At 44.0% G+C, this 18,258-nt stretch carries 18 protein-coding genes; 8 read left to right on the top strand and 10 right to left on the bottom strand.

What is annotated here, in order from left to right; all coding sequences use genetic code 11:
- Positions 1–76 precede the first annotated feature (76 nt).
- From GTQ48_RS03480 to wecA, 3 genes are all read right to left on the bottom strand, one after another.
- Complete coding sequence (locus tag GTQ48_RS03480; RefSeq protein WP_163105193.1) at positions 77–931, bottom strand: glycosyltransferase family 2 protein; 855 nt, start codon at positions 929–931, stop codon at positions 77–79.
- Entirely contained in the window at positions 928–1,815 is an 888-nt protein-coding gene (locus GTQ48_RS03475; protein WP_163105192.1) for a glycosyltransferase, read from the bottom strand. Before GTQ48_RS03475 ends, GTQ48_RS03480 begins: the two co-directional genes overlap by 4 nt.
- A gap of 150 nt (positions 1,816–1,965) precedes the next feature.
- The gene (gene wecA, locus GTQ48_RS03470; protein ID WP_163105191.1) at positions 1,966–3,027 is read right to left on the bottom strand and encodes a UDP-N-acetylglucosamine--undecaprenyl-phosphate N-acetylglucosaminephosphotransferase; all 1,062 of its coding nucleotides are present in this window, start codon (positions 3,025–3,027) and stop codon (positions 1,966–1,968) included.
- Between the two features lie 708 nt (positions 3,028–3,735).
- On the opposite strand from wecA, the gene GTQ48_RS03465 reads away from it, so the two are divergent.
- From GTQ48_RS03465 to galE, 8 genes are all read left to right on the top strand, one after another.
- Positions 3,736–4,140, top strand: coding sequence for a hypothetical protein (locus GTQ48_RS03465; protein ID WP_163105190.1), 405 nt, complete (start codon positions 3,736–3,738; stop codon positions 4,138–4,140).
- 8 nt (positions 4,141–4,148) lie between these two features.
- Positions 4,149–5,978 (top strand): polysaccharide biosynthesis/export family protein, encoded by a 1,830-nt coding sequence (locus GTQ48_RS03460; protein ID WP_420837592.1) that lies wholly within the window; start codon positions 4,149–4,151, stop codon positions 5,976–5,978.
- A gap of 2 nt (positions 5,979–5,980) precedes the next feature.
- Positions 5,981–6,760 carry an ABC transporter permease gene (locus tag GTQ48_RS03455; protein WP_163105188.1) on the top strand — a complete coding sequence of 260 codons (780 nt, stop codon included), beginning with the start codon at positions 5,981–5,983 and terminating at the stop codon, positions 6,758–6,760.
- On the top strand, positions 6,757–7,431 hold the full coding sequence (locus GTQ48_RS03450) for an ABC transporter ATP-binding protein (protein WP_163105187.1): 675 nt from the start codon (positions 6,757–6,759) through the stop codon (positions 7,429–7,431). The genes GTQ48_RS03455 and GTQ48_RS03450 overlap by 4 nt, the downstream gene beginning before the upstream one ends.
- A 10-nt stretch (positions 7,432–7,441) precedes the next feature.
- The gene (locus GTQ48_RS03445; RefSeq protein ID WP_163105186.1) at positions 7,442–8,557 is read left to right on the top strand and encodes a capsule biosynthesis protein; all 1,116 of its coding nucleotides are present in this window, start codon (positions 7,442–7,444) and stop codon (positions 8,555–8,557) included.
- Positions 8,558–8,780: 223 nt separating this feature from the next.
- On the top strand, positions 8,781–10,301 hold the full coding sequence (locus GTQ48_RS03440) for a peptide MFS transporter (protein WP_163105185.1): 1,521 nt from the start codon (positions 8,781–8,783) through the stop codon (positions 10,299–10,301).
- A 203-nt stretch (positions 10,302–10,504) separates the two neighbouring features.
- Positions 10,505–10,807, top strand: coding sequence for a DUF6170 family protein (locus GTQ48_RS03435; RefSeq protein ID WP_163105443.1), 303 nt, complete (start codon positions 10,505–10,507; stop codon positions 10,805–10,807).
- The gene (gene galE / locus GTQ48_RS03430) at positions 10,804–11,826 is read left to right on the top strand and encodes a UDP-glucose 4-epimerase GalE (RefSeq protein ID WP_163105184.1); all 1,023 of its coding nucleotides are present in this window, start codon (positions 10,804–10,806) and stop codon (positions 11,824–11,826) included. Before GTQ48_RS03435 ends, galE begins: the two co-directional genes overlap by 4 nt.
- 162 nt (positions 11,827–11,988) lie before the next feature.
- Here the strand turns inward: galE and GTQ48_RS03425 are convergent, their stop codons facing one another.
- The 7 genes from GTQ48_RS03425 to ccmD all read right to left on the bottom strand — a co-directional run bounded on the left by GTQ48_RS03425 (position 11,989) and on the right by ccmD (position 18,258).
- Positions 11,989–12,888 carry an MlaA family lipoprotein gene (locus GTQ48_RS03425; RefSeq protein ID WP_163105183.1) on the bottom strand — a complete coding sequence of 300 codons (900 nt, stop codon included), beginning with the start codon at positions 12,886–12,888 and terminating at the stop codon, positions 11,989–11,991.
- 2 nt (positions 12,889–12,890) lie between these two features.
- Positions 12,891–14,216, bottom strand: coding sequence for a c-type cytochrome biogenesis protein CcmI (gene ccmI, locus GTQ48_RS03420; protein ID WP_163105182.1), 1,326 nt, complete (start codon positions 14,214–14,216; stop codon positions 12,891–12,893).
- Entirely contained in the window at positions 14,213–14,641 is a 429-nt protein-coding gene (locus tag GTQ48_RS03415) for a cytochrome c-type biogenesis protein (protein WP_239059991.1), read from the bottom strand. Before GTQ48_RS03415 ends, ccmI begins: the two co-directional genes overlap by 4 nt.
- A 65-nt stretch (positions 14,642–14,706) precedes the next feature.
- The gene (locus GTQ48_RS03410) at positions 14,707–15,363 is read right to left on the bottom strand and encodes a redoxin family protein (protein WP_163105180.1); all 657 of its coding nucleotides are present in this window, start codon (positions 15,361–15,363) and stop codon (positions 14,707–14,709) included.
- Positions 15,360–17,363 carry a heme lyase CcmF/NrfE family subunit gene (locus tag GTQ48_RS03405; protein ID WP_163105179.1) on the bottom strand — a complete coding sequence of 668 codons (2,004 nt, stop codon included), beginning with the start codon at positions 17,361–17,363 and terminating at the stop codon, positions 15,360–15,362. The genes GTQ48_RS03410 and GTQ48_RS03405 overlap by 4 nt, the downstream gene beginning before the upstream one ends.
- 3 nt (positions 17,364–17,366) lie before the next feature.
- Entirely contained in the window at positions 17,367–17,957 is a 591-nt protein-coding gene (ccmE, locus tag GTQ48_RS03400) for a cytochrome c maturation protein CcmE (protein WP_163105178.1), read from the bottom strand.
- Positions 17,958–18,060: 103 nt separating this feature from the next.
- A complete protein-coding gene (gene ccmD, locus GTQ48_RS03395) occupies positions 18,061–18,258 on the bottom strand; it encodes a heme exporter protein CcmD (protein WP_163105177.1) in 198 nt (65 codons plus the stop codon).

The following is an 18,258-nucleotide window of genomic DNA, read 5'->3' as shown; positions in this document are numbered from 1 at the left end:
ATATCTCACGCACCAATATGGTGAAAGAAAAGATCTTTTTTTCATCACAGGTTTTCAGTTTTATTAAGCGTTGTCCTTACTTCAAAGGGCCGTAGTTCTTTTTGATGCCGTCTCTGAGCCCTTTACGCATGAACTGACCTCGCTCTTGTCCATTTTCAAAAACGAAACGATTCACAATGTAACGCAATGGTATTGCGAAAAGATGACGACATTTCCAATAAATGGGGACATAGCGCCGGCGACTTAAAATAAGTACATTTCTCAACTGGTAGTACAGCCTTACAGGCGTTCCTTGTTTAAAGGTTATGCCAAGTACTTTAACTCTATCGTCGCCTTGTCTGTGTGGCATGCTGACTAATTGAGATTGATAAACCTTTAGGCCCTTACGCTTTGCTCGCCAACACCACTCATGATCGACCCCGTCTATAAACAATGCAGACTCTTTCTCACCCACCTTCTCAAATGCCTGTTGAGAAATGAGCATACCGGAGGCTATTATCTGCTTAACTTCTTTTAGTCCTAACGATATCTGCTTACCTTTTTGAATCACTCCTTCCTGCACCGTGTTACTGAATTGGCAGTGAATAGCTGGGCCTATAGCAGCAACAGGACTTACTTTTTCAAGCGCTATGAACTGCTTATACAGTGAGGCTGCGATAACAGGTGAGAAGCTACTGTCTTGATCGAGAAGAAAACAATAGCCGATTGATTGAGAAAACAGTGCGCGTAAACCAATGTTTTGCGCCTCAGCAATGCCCAGGTTTGACGGATAGTGGGAATAGATGCAGTTGCTAGCTAAATCTAACTGAGTAGGATGAGGGGAGTTATCGACAATGGCTATCTGCCAATCATCGCTAGCAAACTCATCAATCAGATGATTTACATGCTCCACGTCGGGGTTGTAAAGAATAACGACAATGCCAATACTCAATGCTTACCAAACCTTTCAAGTAGATGCCTATCTAACTTATAAGCTAACTTCACTAATTTGCCGGGCATCAGTCGTAATGCCAGCACACCAAAGGCATAGGCCACATTATACAGTGAATACTGCTTTAATTTTATGATGGCGTATATTCGTGCTTTGAATTCGTTTAAGGACTTACTGAGACCTCGGCGTTTATAAAAATTATTCACACGGCGAAATTTTAACAAACGATCTTTTAAATTTCTGAAAACGTATCCTTCAGACGCGAGCTTTATCCAGAAAAAATAGTCTTGGGTATTCATCAAGCTGATGTCGTATCGGTACCCGTCTCTAAATACGTTATATCGAATCACCACCGTTGGGTGATTAAGCGCGCAGCGGCGGGGCAGTATTCTTGCAATTTGCTTATGAGAGGCAGGCATTACTCGCGCTCCCACTTTAACACCGTGTTCGTTAACCTCAGTTAACCCTGTACCTAACACCGCAATATAGCTGTGTCTTCTCATATAAGACACTTGACGGGAAAGACGATTAGGCTCAGATATATCGTCTGCATCCATTCGCACGAAAAATTGAGGTTCAAAGGTAAGGCCGAATTCTGCTGCTGAATTCATGCTGCTCGCAAGACCTACATTATCTGAATTTTGTGCAACAACAATTCTGCTATCCCGCTTTGACGCATCTAACACCGTATTCAAAATTATCTTAGGAACCGAACCGTCAACAACAATGACAAACAAAAAGTCGCGATAATCCTGCGTGGTAATACTGCTCATGGCTTCTTCCAACCACACTACATTGTCCGCATGATAAACGGCCATAGCGACGATAGTTTCTACACGTTTTTTTTGATTGTTATTAGAAAGAATAGAAAATTGATTATTCAAATAGATTACCGATTGTGACGTGTGCAAACAAAGAGAGGCGTAAATAATGCGCTTCTTCACAATATCTTACAGAGAAATGCTGCTGGCATCTACGCATTTCAGTTCTGCATATTCTTCATCATTGCGAATAAGTTGAGGATTTCTTGAGAGCTAGGTTGTCACGCGCTTTATAAATCGCAGGACATTCCAAATATTTTGAATAACGAAACTGTAAACCACAAGCAGTGCCATGAACCCCCAGAACATAATTGCTTCCGAGACTTGATAGACTTCACCCAGTATTCCAACTGCACAGAAACACGCGCCTAATGCTAAAATAGCAATAAGGGATTTTCTGCTGCTAAGGCCCGCTCGCATAAAAATATTGTGAAGGTGTTGTCTGTCTGGCCGCAACATGGATTGCCCTTTTCTTGCTCGACGATACATGATGGCTGCCATATCCATTAGAGGGAGACCTATAAGCCAAACCGCAGTAATTGGTCTAAACGCGGCTCCTTCTCCTTGAGTATGATCAACCAATAACCAGACAATGGTGAGACCCACAAACATACTGCCAGAGTCGCCCATGAAAATTTTGTTGCCCTTAAAGCCTTTCCAGCTGAGATTAAACGCTAAAAACGGAACAATTGCGGCGACAATGATAAGCGGTTCCATGATAGCAACACCATTACCCGTTGCGATTAGAAAGCCAACCAACGTTAATAGAATGACTAAACTCATTCCAGCGGCTAGCCCATCGATACCATCAATCATATTAAACGCATTGATAACGCCGACCACACATACAATAGTGAAGAAATAACCTCCGATACCGAGAAATACTTCCTCAGCCCCTAGAATGCTACCTAAAGAGGTAATGTAATTTTGCGCACTCCACGCCATGATAGACGCGACTCCAAACTGACACATAAGTCGGCCTTTGGCACTTAAGTCAAACCTATCGTCTAACATGCCAAGCAGAACAACAAAAGCAGAAGCGGTAAAGAACAGTGGATTGTTTTTCATCCACACATCGGTTGCAACACTTGCAACCAGCACGGCCATAAAAATAGCAACGCCGCCCGTTAAAGGCACTATTCCGGCATGACGCTTTCTCGCTGTGGGTTGATCAACCAAGCCAAACTGATGCGCAAGCGGAGTCATCACAACTAATAGAATAAGCGCAACAATAAATGCAGTGAAAAGCGGCACAAACTGCAGGTGAGCTAGCATAAAAAGCACAATTCCTCGTTACCTCTGCTGGTTTGCGAAAACCCAACACAAGTCGTATTTGTTATTGGTGAATATCTCAACTTTAGTTCCATGTAAAACAACAATCTTTTCCCTAATTACAACAGGACTAAACGGCCTATATTGCTCCGTCATTGTGCGATTCATCATGCCCAATGATATAAAACATTTGTCTAAGTAACCACCCTAGCTTGTAAAAAAAAGTATCTGTAACTTGTCGCTCTTTCACTACTTTCATTTCATAAAACGCAATATCCGAACGCTTCCCTCGTTAATTCAATGATAGCGACGACTCTGCCGACCACCATATACATTAATTCAAGCCGCCAAAATGATACAAGCTGCTTCTTTTACTCTTTCTTCACTTGCAGTGACTCCTTTAAGAATCGCTTTTTAAATGCACTGCTAAACATTCTTTAAAAACTACTGGCGCAAACACATTAGCTTAAATCTGATAAGCAATAATTGTGCAAATGTGTAAATTCTAAGCAACCAAACTAATTTTTCGTGAAGCTTTAGATATCGAAAATAGTCGCTTTATATAGGGGTAAAACAGCGAGTCGCAGTATATAGCATCAAGTATCCAAACACTTTTATTTGTTGCGCAGTGCATTACACATATCCACGATCACGCTTTTAATAAATCTTGTGTTATCCTATCGCCAAATTGCTACACGGATATGAAAGCGAATGTTAAAACACATCACCTATTTTTTCTCTGCTGTCACCGTAATGATGGGCGTAACAGGTTGTACCAATACCCCCACCGTTACCAAAGCTGACATACCATTGGTTCATTCTTCTCTAGCTTATTCGCTAAATAGTACCACTGCACTGACTATCAATATTCCAAGAGCGAATATGCTTTTTGATACTAATGACTCAATACCGATAACCTTTGACGGCGTTCGCTATCAGTCAACAGAGCGGTATATTTCAGCCACTGGCAATAAATGTATAAGATTCGTGTTAAGCGATAGCAGTAAAGAGGCAGTGCCTAACGCTACTCGTAAGAAAATTACGTCATGCGAACGAGATGGTGTGTGGGTTTTAATAAACCCACTTGTCGGAACCACTAACATGGAAGGCGTTTAATTAAGATGATGGCTCATAACGTGATTAAGCTTAAACAATCTCTGGCGGTTGCATTACCGCTTCTTATTACATTTCTAGTTTTTAGTAACAACGCACATAGTCAAAGCGCTGAACAGATAGAACAGCTAAGACAGCGAGCTCAGCAAACGAACAGCTCGTCCGCAGGAACGTCGGCAGTATCTCCACTTAATATTTCAAGCCAACGAACGCTACCTGGGGCAACACAATCTGGCAGCGCTGTCGGGCAGTTTTCAACCCAACCCAGGAATGGCGTTTCTTTGCCGGGTGAGCCCACCATAGATACCGTATTCCCTCTACAAACAGCGATGGAAAACCCGCCTTTTGCGGCTAATCTGTTCATCGGTGGATTTGAGTCAGAGCGTACCTCTGGAATGAATGACAACTATCTTGTAGCGCCGGGAGATAAAATTTCAATTTGGCTGTGGGGCGCAGTTAATTTTTCAGATGTGGTCACTGTGGATAATCAGGGCAACATTTTTATTCCAAATATTGGACCGATTCGTATAGCGAATACGCCAGCAGGCAGTGTTAATCAAACGGTAACTGGTAAAATACGCCAGGTCTACACTAATGACGTTAATGTGTATGTGAACCTTCTTACGACTACTCCTGTCTCGGTTTACGTTTCAGGACCAGTGTTACGGCCGGGACAATACGCTGGACTCGCTTCTGATAGCGTACTCTACTTTCTAAAAAGAGCGGGCGGTGTTGATTTTCAGCGTGGCAGCTTTAGGCAAATAGATGTACTACGCGATAATAAAGTGGTAGCAAGTGCAGACCTTTATGCCTTTTTTAGAAGCGGAAAGCTTCCTTCGCTGTCGTTTAAAGACGGCGATACCATATTAGTGCACCCAATTGGCAACACTATTACCGTTGAAACCGGTGCGCGAAATAGCTTCACATTTGAATTTTTAAATGAAGAGCTAAATGGTGAAGCCGTCAACTACTTTGCTCGTCCAGGTGAGTTTGCGTCTCACGCTTCAGTAGCAGGCGTAAGGGGAGACAAACAATATGCTAGATATTTAAGTATAGAGGAGTTCTCTACCTTAACGCTACGTGCAGGGGATACGGTAGAGTATGTTGCCGATAACGAACCGCAAATATATCGCATAAACGTTGCCGGAGCCTTTTCAGGCGCCTCACAAGTTATGATCGACAAGGGCACTCGCTTGCTTGACGTGTTAGATCATATCGAAGCCGACACCTCCTTATCAGACACTCAAAATATCTTTTTATTAAGAGAAAGCGTGGCAATAAAGCAAAAAGAAATCATTGAAGAAGGCCTACAACGTCTTGAACGCAGCATGTATACCGCACCAATTAGCTCAACGGGCGAAGGTGCTATACGCGCTCAAGAAGCACAGCTCGTCGCTGATTTTATTGCTCGCGCTAGGCAAGTCGAGCCTCAAGGAAGGGTGGTAGTTTCTGAAAACGGTGACATCGCCAATATTCTTCTTGAACCGAATGACACTATTGTTATCCCGGAAGTCACTGACCTAGTACATGTTGGCGGTGAAGTACTATTGCCTCAATCTATTGTATTTAACCCTGAAGCCACCACCGAAGACTACTTGGCGTGGGCTGGCGGATTTACAGAACGAGCGGAAGATGAGCGCATCTTAATTGTACGTAAAAATGGTAACGTCACATTTAGCAACTTAAATGGCAACTTGTTATCGGGTGCAGAAAGTCAACTAGAGCCTGGCGATCAAATTATTGTATTACCTGCTATCGATACTAAATTGCTTCAAGCGGTCAAAGATATCACACAAATCGTCTTCCAAGTTGCGGTTGCCGCCAACGTGGCGACTAACTAATAATGGTCACGTTTAAAGAACAGCTTTATGCATGGAGAGGCGTAATCTTTGCGCTTTTCCTTCGTGAGTTGCAGAGTAAGTTTAACGATAAATTTGGATTGGGCTGGGCATTTTTAGAGCCTTTCGCATTTATTTTTGCATTGTCTTATCTCCGCGGTCTTATCAGCGGTGGCGACATTCATACTGTTCCATTGTTTATTTTTATGATGATTGGCATGGTCGGCCTTCAGTCTCTTACAACGTGCTTACAGTCAGTATCAACCTCGGTGCGACGAAACAAACCCCTTTATGCATTTAGACAAGTGCAGCCAATATCGGCCATTATCACTGCTGGGTTCTTAGAGTTCTCAGTAAAAGTGGTTGTTGTTATGCTCCTAGCCTTGGCACTGTATCTAATGGACGAAACATTCGTAATTCATGACCCATTGCTTTTGCTTTTTTTGTTTTTACTTCTATGGGTATTTTCAATCTCAATCGGCCTTATGTTTGCTATTGCAGCAGCATTTGTACCTGAGGTGGACAAAATTAAATCAATGCTCACGAGGCCGCTAATGTTTATCTCCTGTGTATTTTTCAGTTTGCAAGACTTACCAGAAGAATTTTGGCCTTATCTAACATGGAATCCACTAGTACATTTCAATGAACTAGCGCGTTATGCCTGTTTTGAGTCTTATGGACATAAAGGTGTATCGCTTACCTTTACTATTGCCGTTACTGTTGTTTTTTTGTTCCTAAGTCTTTCGATGTATCAAGTCACATGGAAAAGAGTGTTGTCTAGATGATAAAGATTGAAAACTTAACCAAAAGCTACCCGAGTAAAATGGGGCCGCAGTACATTTTTAAGAATTTAAACTTCGATTTTCCAAGCGAAGATAATGTGGCCATTTTAGGTAAAAACGGGGCGGGTAAATCTACGCTCTTCCGAATGCTCGCTAAAAGTGAATACCCAGACAGAGGCCGCGTTGTCACTAACAAAGCCATGTCTTGGCCAGTGGCACTGGCAACTGGCGTTCACCCACAAATGACCGGACGTGAGAATACGCGCTTTGTGGGCAGGATTAACAATGTTCGCTCTCTTCCAGAGTATGAAGAAAAGGTCCAGGAATTTGCCGAGTTAGGCAATCGATTCGACCTTCCTGTTCGCACCTACTCTTCGGGTATGCGCGCCAAGCTTGTGTTTGCATGCTGTATGAACATTGATTTTGATATTTACCTTATCGATGAAGCGACGTCCGTTGGCGACCCACTTTTTCGTAAAAAAGCCCGGCTCTCATTAAAAGAAAAAAGTAAACAGGCCGGCGTCATTATGGTGAGCCATGAGTTAGATCAAATCCGAGAGTTTTGTACTTCAGCCGTCATCATTGATGATGGAAAGCTCACATATTATAAAGATCTTGAAGAAGGCATCGACGTGTACACGCAGGATGCGGACAATAAGAAATCACTTAAATAGGTTTAACACCGTGGAAAAATCTCTTACACAGCTAAACACTCTTCTTAAACAGAATAAAACCGCACTTCTTATTCTGCCATGGGTACTTTATGCCTTTTATCTTATCGTTTGGGCAGCGCCTCAGTATGAAAGTCAAAGTCAGTTAATTGTAAAATCTAGTGATGGTGGCAGCAGTTTCGACCCATCTTCTCTTCTTATGGCAGCTGGCGTATCAGGTGGAAGCAGTAATGAAAGCTCCTTAGTAGAAGCCTATATCCAGTCTGCCGATATGATTAAGTATCTAGACAGCACTATTCAATTGCGTGACCACTACACCTCCGATGAGGCAGACATGTTCAGCGGTCTATCCTCAGAGCATAAACAAGAAGACTTTTATCAGTTTTACCTTAACCATGTTGACGTAAGTGTTGATTCTACTTCTTCGGTGATTACATTGCGTACCCGTGCGTTTAATGCTGAGTATGCACAAGTAATTAACCAGGCTATTGTAGAAAAAGCTGAACAATTTATTAATACTATCAATAACAACTTAGCTAAATCTAAACTGGTATTCGCGAAAGGCGAGCACGAAATTGTGGAGCAAAAACTTCAAAATGCGAAAACAGAGATTTTGGGCTTTCAGTCAAAATATAATGTTTTAGACCCCACCGCCGAAGGCGCAGCTTTTCAACAGATAGCTTTTTCTCTTGAAGCGACACTTGCGCAGAAAAAAGCGGAACTGAGCACCATGGCCACAATGATGTCGAACATGGCCCCAGAGGTAATTAATATAAAGCGGGAAATTAGTGCGCTACAAAAAGAAGTAGAAAAACAGAAAGAAAAAATCAGCACTACCGAAGGACCGGGGCAAAGCCTTTCTGTGAGTGAATTGATGGCACAATACAGCAATTTGCAAGTTCAGCTACAGCTGGCCATTCAGGCGTATTCATCATCTTTAATCACGCTCGAAAACGCTCGGGTTGAAGCTTATCAAAAACTACAGCATCTGGTGACAGTGGAATCATCCACCCTACCCGATGACAATTCCTACCCCACTATTTTATATAACCTCGTCCTTTTCGGCGCAGCGCTACTTTTACTGTATGGCATTGCACGCATCATAGTAGCAACGATTCGAGAGCTGTAATTTTTACGAAGAATAAAGATAAATGTCATCCGGCCACTATTGCTCAATGTTGTTCAATACTTGGTCGGTTGACACTTGGCTCTCGAAGTTTGCACGCGAAATCTTGTGTCTTATCGCCACCTCTAGTATAAGAAGTTATCCGTATTCGGACCATTATCAAAGAGCCGACCAATATAGAGCTCTACAATAACAACCATAAGCAATGTGGAATTAAAAAATAATTATGAAACCATCTATCGATACAAGCTTTTTCGGTCATCCAGGGGGCCTAAGAACGCTTTTCTTCACTGAAATGTGGGAACGCATGAGTTATTACGGCATGCGCGCCCTGCTCGTACTTTTTATGACAGCAAGCCTTCAAACCCAAGGACTTGGATTAACCGTAGCGACAGCGGGTGCAATTTATGGCTTATACACCGGTGCCGTTTACTTTCTTGGCTTACCCGGTGGCTGGTTAGCTGACAGACTAATTGGCGGTAAGCAAGCTGTTTGGTATGGCGGCCTTATTATCTTTGCAGGGCACGTAGTACTTGCTATTGATTTGCAGAACCTATTCTTCGTTGGTCTAATTTTAGTGGCATCAGGAACTGGGTTACTCAAACCTAATATTTCTGCCATGGTCGGCCAGCAGTACGGGGAAGACGACGGTCGCCGTGATAGTGGCTATGCCCTTTATTACATGGGTATCAATATTGGCTCTTTGATTGCGTACTTAGTCACCGGCTACCTTCAAGAAAACTGGGGCTGGCACTACGCCTTTGGCGCCGCTGCTGTGGGTATGGCAATTGGTCTAATTCAATACTACTTCTCTAGCCGTACGCTTTCAGCGGAATCGGTGGCACCAGCAAATGCCTATCAAGGCGCAGCCAGAAAGCGGGCGTGGACAGGTGTACTTGTGGTTGTTGCAGCAGCTATTGCTGTCATCATTTTGGCTCATATGGGTAGCATTGTTATCGAACCTATCGCACTTGCACAGAAAGTGGCTATCTTCTTTACTGCTATTTTCTTCTTATATTTTGGCTTTATCTATTTTAAAGGCGACTTATCAGAAAACGAAAAGAGACGCATGTGGGCGCTGTTCTTAGTATGTGTAGCCTCGGCATGTTTTTGGTCTGGTTTTGAACAAGCGGGCTCTTCACTTAATTTGTTTGCCCAGAATTATACCGACCGTGTGTTAAGCGATGGTTCCTTCCTTACCTCTTGGTTTGGTATGTCTGCTATACCTACGGTGTGGTTCCAGCTGTCAAATTCACTGTTTATCATCATACTATCGCCGTTTTTTGCCGCGCTTTGGATAAATCTTGCAAAGCGTATGATTGACCCGTCTTACACCATTAAATGTGCTGTCGGTATCATCATTATGGCGTCGGGCTTCTTAGTTATGTTCATGGCGTCACAATATGCCGCACAAGGCCTAAAAGTTGCGCCTATGTGGTTGGTAACTACATACTTCCTACATACAGTGGGCGAGCTATGCTTAAGCCCTGTGGCGCTAAGTGCGGTCAGTAAACTGTCGCCTAAACGTTTTGCTGGACAAATGATGGGTGTATTCGTATTGACCTATTCAATTGGTAACATCATTGCTGGTCTTCTTTCTGGTAATTTCGACCCGGAAAATGTAAAAGAAATGCCTAATCTTTATCTACAGATAGCCTTATTCAGCATTGCTGTAGGTATTGTGATTGCCCTTCTTAGCGTTAAATCACGCTTCTGGGAAAAAGCTGGAATCCAAGAAAAACCGTAGAAGTTGATTATGTTTTCTTAGGTTAAAACAGTTTTATTTTTACGCTGTTTTAACTAGTAGAATATTGACCTACAATAACCGCCGTTATAGTTGTATTTCGGCGGTTTTTTATTGGGAGCGAACTGATAGGGCGTGTTGCTCTTTGCTTTACAACAAAGATGAGCACGCCTTAGATACAAGTAAGCTTTTTATTGAGAGTAATGATGACGTTTTATTTTTCTACACGTAATATCCCTGCGCTACAAGGTTTACCCTTAGCCGAGCGAGCTCGTTTGCTTGACCAAGCATCAAAGCGTCTTTCAGTACCAGAGAAAACGCTACTGAATGTCTTAAAGCTACTCGTTATTGTGCCTGTTTTTGCCTTTATTCTTCAAACGGCCACAAATTGGACATCGCTACTGTGGGCATTTGTGGTATTTTTACTTTATCCGTTGGTGATAAAGCCTATCCAATACTCCCTATGCGCTAAATACATAGCGCAACCGTCAAGCAAGGAAAATGAATGAAAACCATCTTAGTTACTGGTGGTGCGGGTTACATCGGTAGCCACACCGTTCTACAGCTTCTCGAACAAGACTACGGCGTCGTTGTACTCGATAACCTATGTAATGCCAGTCCTGAGTCGTTAAGACGGGTTGAAGGCCTTACTGGAAAGTCAGTTACGTTTGTACAAGGTGATATCCGCGACACCGCCGTTTTAGATGATATTTTTAGTGAGCACAGCATTTTTGCCGTTATTCATTTCGCCGGACTTAAAGCGGTAGGTGAATCGGTGGCTAAGCCGTTATCTTATTACGAAAATAATGTGTACGGCACGCTAACGCTATGTAAGGCAATGCAAAAACACAATGTGAAGAACATTGTTTTTAGCTCATCAGCCACTGTATACGGCGACCCTGCATCCCTTCCTCTTAGTGAAGATATGTCGACAGGTCACCCAACAAACCCTTACGGCATGTCAAAGCTGATGGTCGAGCACATGCTTAGCGACCTTTATGGGTCAGACAACGAGTGGAACATTGTGTTGCTGCGTTATTTTAATCCGGTAGGCGCACATAAATCTGGTCAAATTGGTGAAGATCCTAACGGGATCCCAAACAACCTGATGCCATACATCTCTCAAGTTGCCACGGGGAAACTTCAGCAGCTTAGCGTATTTGGCGATGACTACGACACCGTTGACGGAACGGGTGTGAGAGATTACATCCACGTTGTCGATTTAGCGAATGGCCACTTGAAAGCGCTAGACAGACTCAATCTTAATATGGGATTAGATAAGTATAATCTCGGCACGGGTCAGGGTTATTCTGTGCTAGAAATGATAGCAGCATTTGAAAAAGGTTCTGGCAAAAAGGTGCCTTACAAGGTTGCACCGAGACGAAGTGGCGATGTAGCGGCCTGTTATGCTGACCCCACAAAGGCAGCCCAAGAATTAAATTGGAATGCAGATAAAGGATTAGAAGATATGTGTGCCGACACGTGGAATTGGCAGTCGCAGAACCCAACAGGCTATCCGAAAGATTAACCAGCATTTAGACAAGTTTAAAAGCAAAAACCTAAGCACTATGAAGTGACCCCCAGTAGTTGGACATTCCCACTACTGGGGGTCTTTTTATTTTTCTCGAGCGTGTAGCGTTGCTAAAAGTAAGCTTTTATTGCCTATGCGCTCGAGGGCGTTGAATGCCCTTTAATTATCTATAATATCGCCATCTTCTGACGCTTTAGCTTTATCACTTTGCTCGTCATCTTCGCTTTGCTCTTCTTCATATTCGTAATCATCGAAGCTTGAATCTTCTAGCATGGCCTCAAAGTCAGCGAAATCATCTAGCTGCTTTTCATCAATAGCCTTGTCGCCGCTTTTACCATCGGTAACGCGAAACGCTAGGTTTTCGAAATAGGCGTTTTTGATAAACGCATAATCGTCCACCGACTGCTCGAGCTGCGCTTCTTGTGCCATTAATTGAGCACGAGTTTCAAGTAGAGACACCACGTAGCGAGCGATGAAAAAATTGCTGGCAATAACCGCCATGGGGTATACCGTGCCATCAACAAATTGACCTGTGAAACTTCTCGGGTCGTTTGGCCCCAACACCGGCAGCATCATAAAGGGCCCTGTATCAACACCCCATACGCCTAACGTTTCGCCAAACTCCTCATCTTTGCGAGATATGCCAATGTTCTCAGCAACATCGATAGTACCAAGTAAGCCAACGGTAGAGTTTAATAGGAAACGGGCTAAGCTGTCTAAACCATCGTCCACCTTGCCCTGAAACACATTGTTCATAAAGTTAGCTGGTTCTTGTAAGTTACGTGAGGCATTAAGTAAGCCAGTTCTTGCAAACTGAGGCATCACTGTCACGTAACCAACGGTCAGAGGGCGCACAATGTAGGCATCAAGTACTTCCCAGTTAAAATCCCACATTAGACGGTTTGCTGGTTCAAGAGGGTCTCTTGGATCTGATGAGTCCACCTGTGTGCTGCTTGTTGAAACCGCTGAAGTTTGTTGAGATGCGTTATTTGTTGCACATCCACCTAACAGGCTGCTTATGACTAAAGCGCCAGCGACCAGTTGCCTGGTTATATCCATTACTACAATTCCTTATTTATGATGACGGTTAACTCAGGCATTTGCCCTTGTTTAACCTGCGCTGAGGTACTGCCCTGCCACTCGCCTGATGAAATAGAAACATCCCCATCGATAGACAGCCTTGCTGTGATGGTGATGTCAGAAAGCGAGCCTAAAGTGTATTGCGGCATCATTGCGTTTTTATTGCTAAGTGTCACCACCGCAGGCATAGCACCAATGGGCATTTTTACTACAGCAGCAGGCATTCTATTTTCTGATAGAGCATCTTGTGCAAATACGATGAGAAAGCCCTCTTTGGGCGCTTTTACCTTCGCCTCTTCGGACAATTCAACATTGATAGTAAAGCCAGTTTTAACTTTTGATGGTTCTGATAACGCAGTGTCTGGCATATTGCTTGATTCACCTGGTGCCAACATGTTGCCGTCAGTGCTACCATCAGTACTGCCAGTCAGCTGAGCCATATCACTAGCTCGCGCTTCAAGCTCAGCAATACGAACCGTTAGACGTTGCTGCATATCACTGCCATTGGGAAGCTTATCTTTCACTTGAGCATAATAACGTTTAGTCTGCGCTAAATCACCTACTTGTGCAGATACCACGGCCATCATTAAAGCAAGATTGTCGTTATCTGGAGTGTTAGCTAACAAGCCGTTTAATATAGCCTGTGCCCTTTGAAGATTATTCACATCACCGGTGGTCATCAACGCCTGCGCAAGCGTAATTTTGTGACCACTGTTGGCAGGAGCCAAAACAGTAGCTCTATCGATAGCCTCTATCGCCTGCACCTCTTGCCCTATACTTAGCATCAAACGACCTAAATACATCCATCCAGTATCGTCACTCGGGTCGTCACGAAGGCGCTGGCGAATAGCGAGGGCTAAATCAGCAATATCCTGCTGAGTCAGGCTGTTCGCATTGCCGTTCGCAAGTTGCTGACTCAATTGAGGCAGCGCAGCAATTGCATCCGTCGAGCGCTTGACTTGGCTCATTTGATTCACTTGAGAGTAAACCACGGCGCCGCAAATTAGGGCAATTAACCCACCCACAATCAGCACAAGAGGCGCAGTGCCGGTTTTCTTTGCTGTAAAAGCACTTTCGTCAACAAGGGCAATTTTTAACTCGTCCACCGCTTGGCGTTTGTCTATTTCGCTAATCAGCCCTTCTTTTACTTCGCGCTCCAACTCTAACAGGCGCTGTCTAATAATTTGCGTATTGCTCAGGCTATCTCGTTTTGCATGATTTTTATTGCGTAAAAACGGAAATGCGATAATTAAAAGAACGAGGGTAATAAGCCCAGAAACAATTAAATAAAACTCAGACCAACTCATTCTTTATCTTGCTCCAACATTGCATCGGCTTTGGCTAATTTTGCTGCCATGTCCTCAGGCGGTGAGGCTGACTTACGTCTAACGATAAATAGTAAAGCGATAAAAACAAACAACACCGGCACAGCCCATAGCCACATGGTAGCGATTGTCACCGGTGGCTGATAGTGAACAAAGTCCCCGTAGCGCGTTTTCATATAATCAATAACTTGTGCTTCAGTTTTGCCCTGTTTAAGAAGGGTATATACTTTGCGGCGCATATCATGAGCGATCATAGCGTCACTATCCGCTATGTTTTGATTCTGACACATAGGGCAGCGTAGTTCCGCAGTCAACGTTAAAAACGCCGCTCGTTGCTCTGGTGTTTCAAATGAAAAGTTGTCTTCTGCTGCATAGAGGGTACTAGCAAAAGCCAGCGCGCTTATCATTAAAGCGCTTGATATGAAGGGTCTTAATCTCAAGGCAATGAGCAACGACGTTATACACTGGCGCATTACTTTACCTCCGCGCTAATAGTTTTAGCGTTTGCGTTGGTACTAGTACTTGTCTTGTCACTATCAAACTTACCAGTTGATGCATCTGCCACTAACCGATTGTAAAGGGGGCCCACTTTGTTTTTCCAAACCCGCTCGTTGATGTCACCAATATGATGCATACGGATAACGCCCTGGGCATCAATAACAAAATGCTCTGGTGCGCCGGTAACGCCTAAATCCAATGATGTATCGCGATACACATCAAAAATATTAAACGCATACGGATTGCCGTATCGGCTCAACATGGATGTCACTTCTTGTTGAACACGGTTAAGCGTCTTAGTGCCAAAATCTGGATCTAAATCTTGGTCAAAATAGAGACCGACAATATGAACGCCTTTCTCATTTTTCAGCTCAGTCAAATAAGGCATTTCAACCGCGCACGTTACGCACCATACGCCCCACACATTTAATAGCGTCACCTGTCCTTTTAAACTTTCTGGGGTATAGGTTATGTCTGGCTGCATAAGATCTGGTAGTGAGAACGCTGGCAGTACTTTATTCTTCACCTGAGAATCTAGTTCTCGAGGGTCTGAAAACAGCCCTTTGAATAAAAAGACAACCAGCAATAAAAATAATACCAGTGGAATCACGACTAAACGCGCATTCTTCATATTGCATTCCCTTCAGGTTTATCTGTCGCGCTTCTACTCAATACCGCTTTTACTTTCTTCACTTTCGCAATTCGGTAGCGCTTGTCACTAATTGACAGTACGCCGCCCAGCGCCATTACCACCGCACCAGCCCATAGCCATATAACAAACGGTTTAATGTATATCCGTATTGCCCAAGCCCCATTATCTAATGGCTCGCCCATGGCGATAAACACATCTCGTGTAATTGTAGAGTGAATTGCAGCCTCGGTCATCGGCATACGCTGCACGGTGTAAAGACGCTTTTCAGGCTCAAGCCTAACGACTTTCTCGCCGTTTTTATACACATCAAAAACGCCAGCGTCGGCATTATAATTTGGTCCGTCGGCGCGCTTTACATCAGTAAAAGTAAAGTCATAACCACCTAAACTCACTGTTTCGCCAACATCCATACGGATATCACGCTCCAGCTCATAATTAGACACGAGTGTGATACCAATAATTGAAATAGCAAAACCAACATGACCTAGTACCATACCCCAGTGGCTAGGCGTCAGTTTCTTAAGCGATGTCAGAGTGCTCATGTCACTGGGCATTGAGGATACCCGCTGAATAACTTCTTGCACCGTCATCACCAAAATCCAAAACACCAATACCATACCAAGCACACCCATGTAGCTTGGCGTGTCGTAGGCGAAGTTCACGAGTATGCCTGCACTTAGCGCAATGCCTAGCGCTATAAGCAACTGTTTTTTAAGCTCGCTGGCTTTTTGATGCTTCCAACGGGTAAGCGGCCCAAGGCCAAGAATAAGCACAAAAGGAACGATAAGCAGCGTAAACATCTGATTGAAAAACGGTGCACCCACCGAAATACTGCCCAACCCCAACTCTTTATGCACAAGTGGGAATAGAGTCCCTAGCAACACCACTAGCGTTGCAGCACAGAGGAAAACGTTGTTTCCCATTAATAACACTTCACGTGAGAAAGCTTGATATCTGCCCGGGCTTTTTAGTGACGCAGCACGCATTGCGTAGAGCAGTAAACCAAAACCACTGAGCACAATAAGAATACCGAGAATAAATAAACCTCGGGTGGGATCGCTTGCAAAGGAATGCACAGACACAATAACGCCAGAGCGAACCAAAAAGGTGCCAAGTAAGCTCATGCTAAATGCAGCAATGGCCAACAAAACCGTCCAAGACTTAAAGGCTTTGCGCTTTTCAGTTACGGCTAAGGAGTGCATTAATGCGGTACCTACTAGCCATGGCATGAAAGACGCATTTTCTACTGGGTCCCAGAACCACCAGCCGCCCCAGCCAAGCTCGTAGTAAGCCCACCAGCTACCCAGTGCAATTCCAACGGTGAGAAATGCCCATGCAGCAATCACCCAAGGACGAGACCACCGAGCCCACGTGGAGTCGAGTTGTCCTGAAATTAGCGCTGAGATTGCGAATGCAAACGCCACAGAAAATCCTACATATCCCATGTACAGCATAGGAGGATGGATAATCATGCCAAAGTCTTGCAGCAGCGGATTGAGATCTCGCCCATCAACAGGAAAGAACGGCAGCATGCTGTTGAACGGGTTTGACGTTAGCAGCATAAACAAGTAGAAACCGATACCGATCATTCCCAGCACCGATAGGACTCGAGCTACCATAGCAAGGGGGATCCCTCGGCTAAATATAGCCACTGCAACAGTCCATAGCGACAGCATCAGTACCCACAATAAAAACGAGCCTTCATGGCCACCCCATACCGCTGTGATTTTATAGTAGATAGGCAGTTTGCTGTTAGAGTGTTGGGCAACGTATTCAACGCTAAAGTCATCGGTAACAAAAGCATACGTCAAGCATACGTAGGCAATGAGCGTAAAAACAAATAGGCCAATCGCTAACGGCTTCGCCGTTGCCATCAAGGTTTCATGTTGACGGTGAGCGCCCCAAAGCGGATATACCGCCAACAAAATGGATAGCACTAACGCCAGTGTGAGCGCTATATTACCAATTTCAGGTATCATAACTTACTGCCCCTCATTCATACTCGTGGTTGAATCTGCCTTGCCCGAAACATCGCTTTCATTAGTGCTTTTCTCATAAGAGCTAGCCTCATAGGATTTGTCGTTATAAGAGCTGGCGTCTGAAGAACCGTAACCTGGTTTATTTTCAGGCTTTACGTGTTTTATCCCCTTCATTTTTTCTGCCAATTCAGGCGGCATATACTCTTCATCGTGTTTTGCCAGTACTTCCTGAGCATTTATCTGTCTTGAGTCTGTTAATACACCCGTTGCCACTATGCCCTGACCTTCGCGAAATAAGTCTGGCAAAATGCCGGTAAAAGTCACAGTGACAGCAGGGCCTGTATCTACAAGGTCGAAACTGACCGCTAAACTATCTGGGTCGCGGCTTACCGTTCCAGGAACCACCATTCCGCCTATCCGCAAACGCTGTCCTACCTGTGGCTTTAGTCCATTTTTACCCTCAATGATTTCGCTTGGCGTGTAAAATAAATCAATGCTGTCGTTTAATGCATAGAGCATCAGTCCAATTGCACTAGCAACTAGAAGGCCGATTAAAGCCACTACAGTTAAACGCTGCTTTCGTCTTGGGTTCATGCAACTATCTCACTTCGATATTTGGAAAATTGAAAAATGTGTCTTGTTGATAGCACGCCTTATACAGTGCGCTAATTTTAAGTGTTTATTTTAAACGGCCAATTTAAACACTTTGCTGAGCACGTTTAATGCGGGCTCTTCGCTCTTGTTCTTTTAGCGTTGTAGACAGCAGCGCTTTCTGTTTCACATAACTTTGTATTGCTATGATAGCCATGCTGCCAAAGGTGACAAAAAACGATATCCAGACGTAAAAGGCATACCCGCCCATGGCAAAAAAGTCTGTCAACGATTCAAACTGCAT

The organism is Alteromonas genovensis, assembly GCF_010500895.1.
Taxonomy (GTDB): domain Bacteria; phylum Pseudomonadota; class Gammaproteobacteria; order Enterobacterales; family Alteromonadaceae; genus Alteromonas; species Alteromonas genovensis.
Note: the sequence above shows the minus strand (reverse complement) of the source record. Positions and strands in the feature narration are given on the sequence as shown.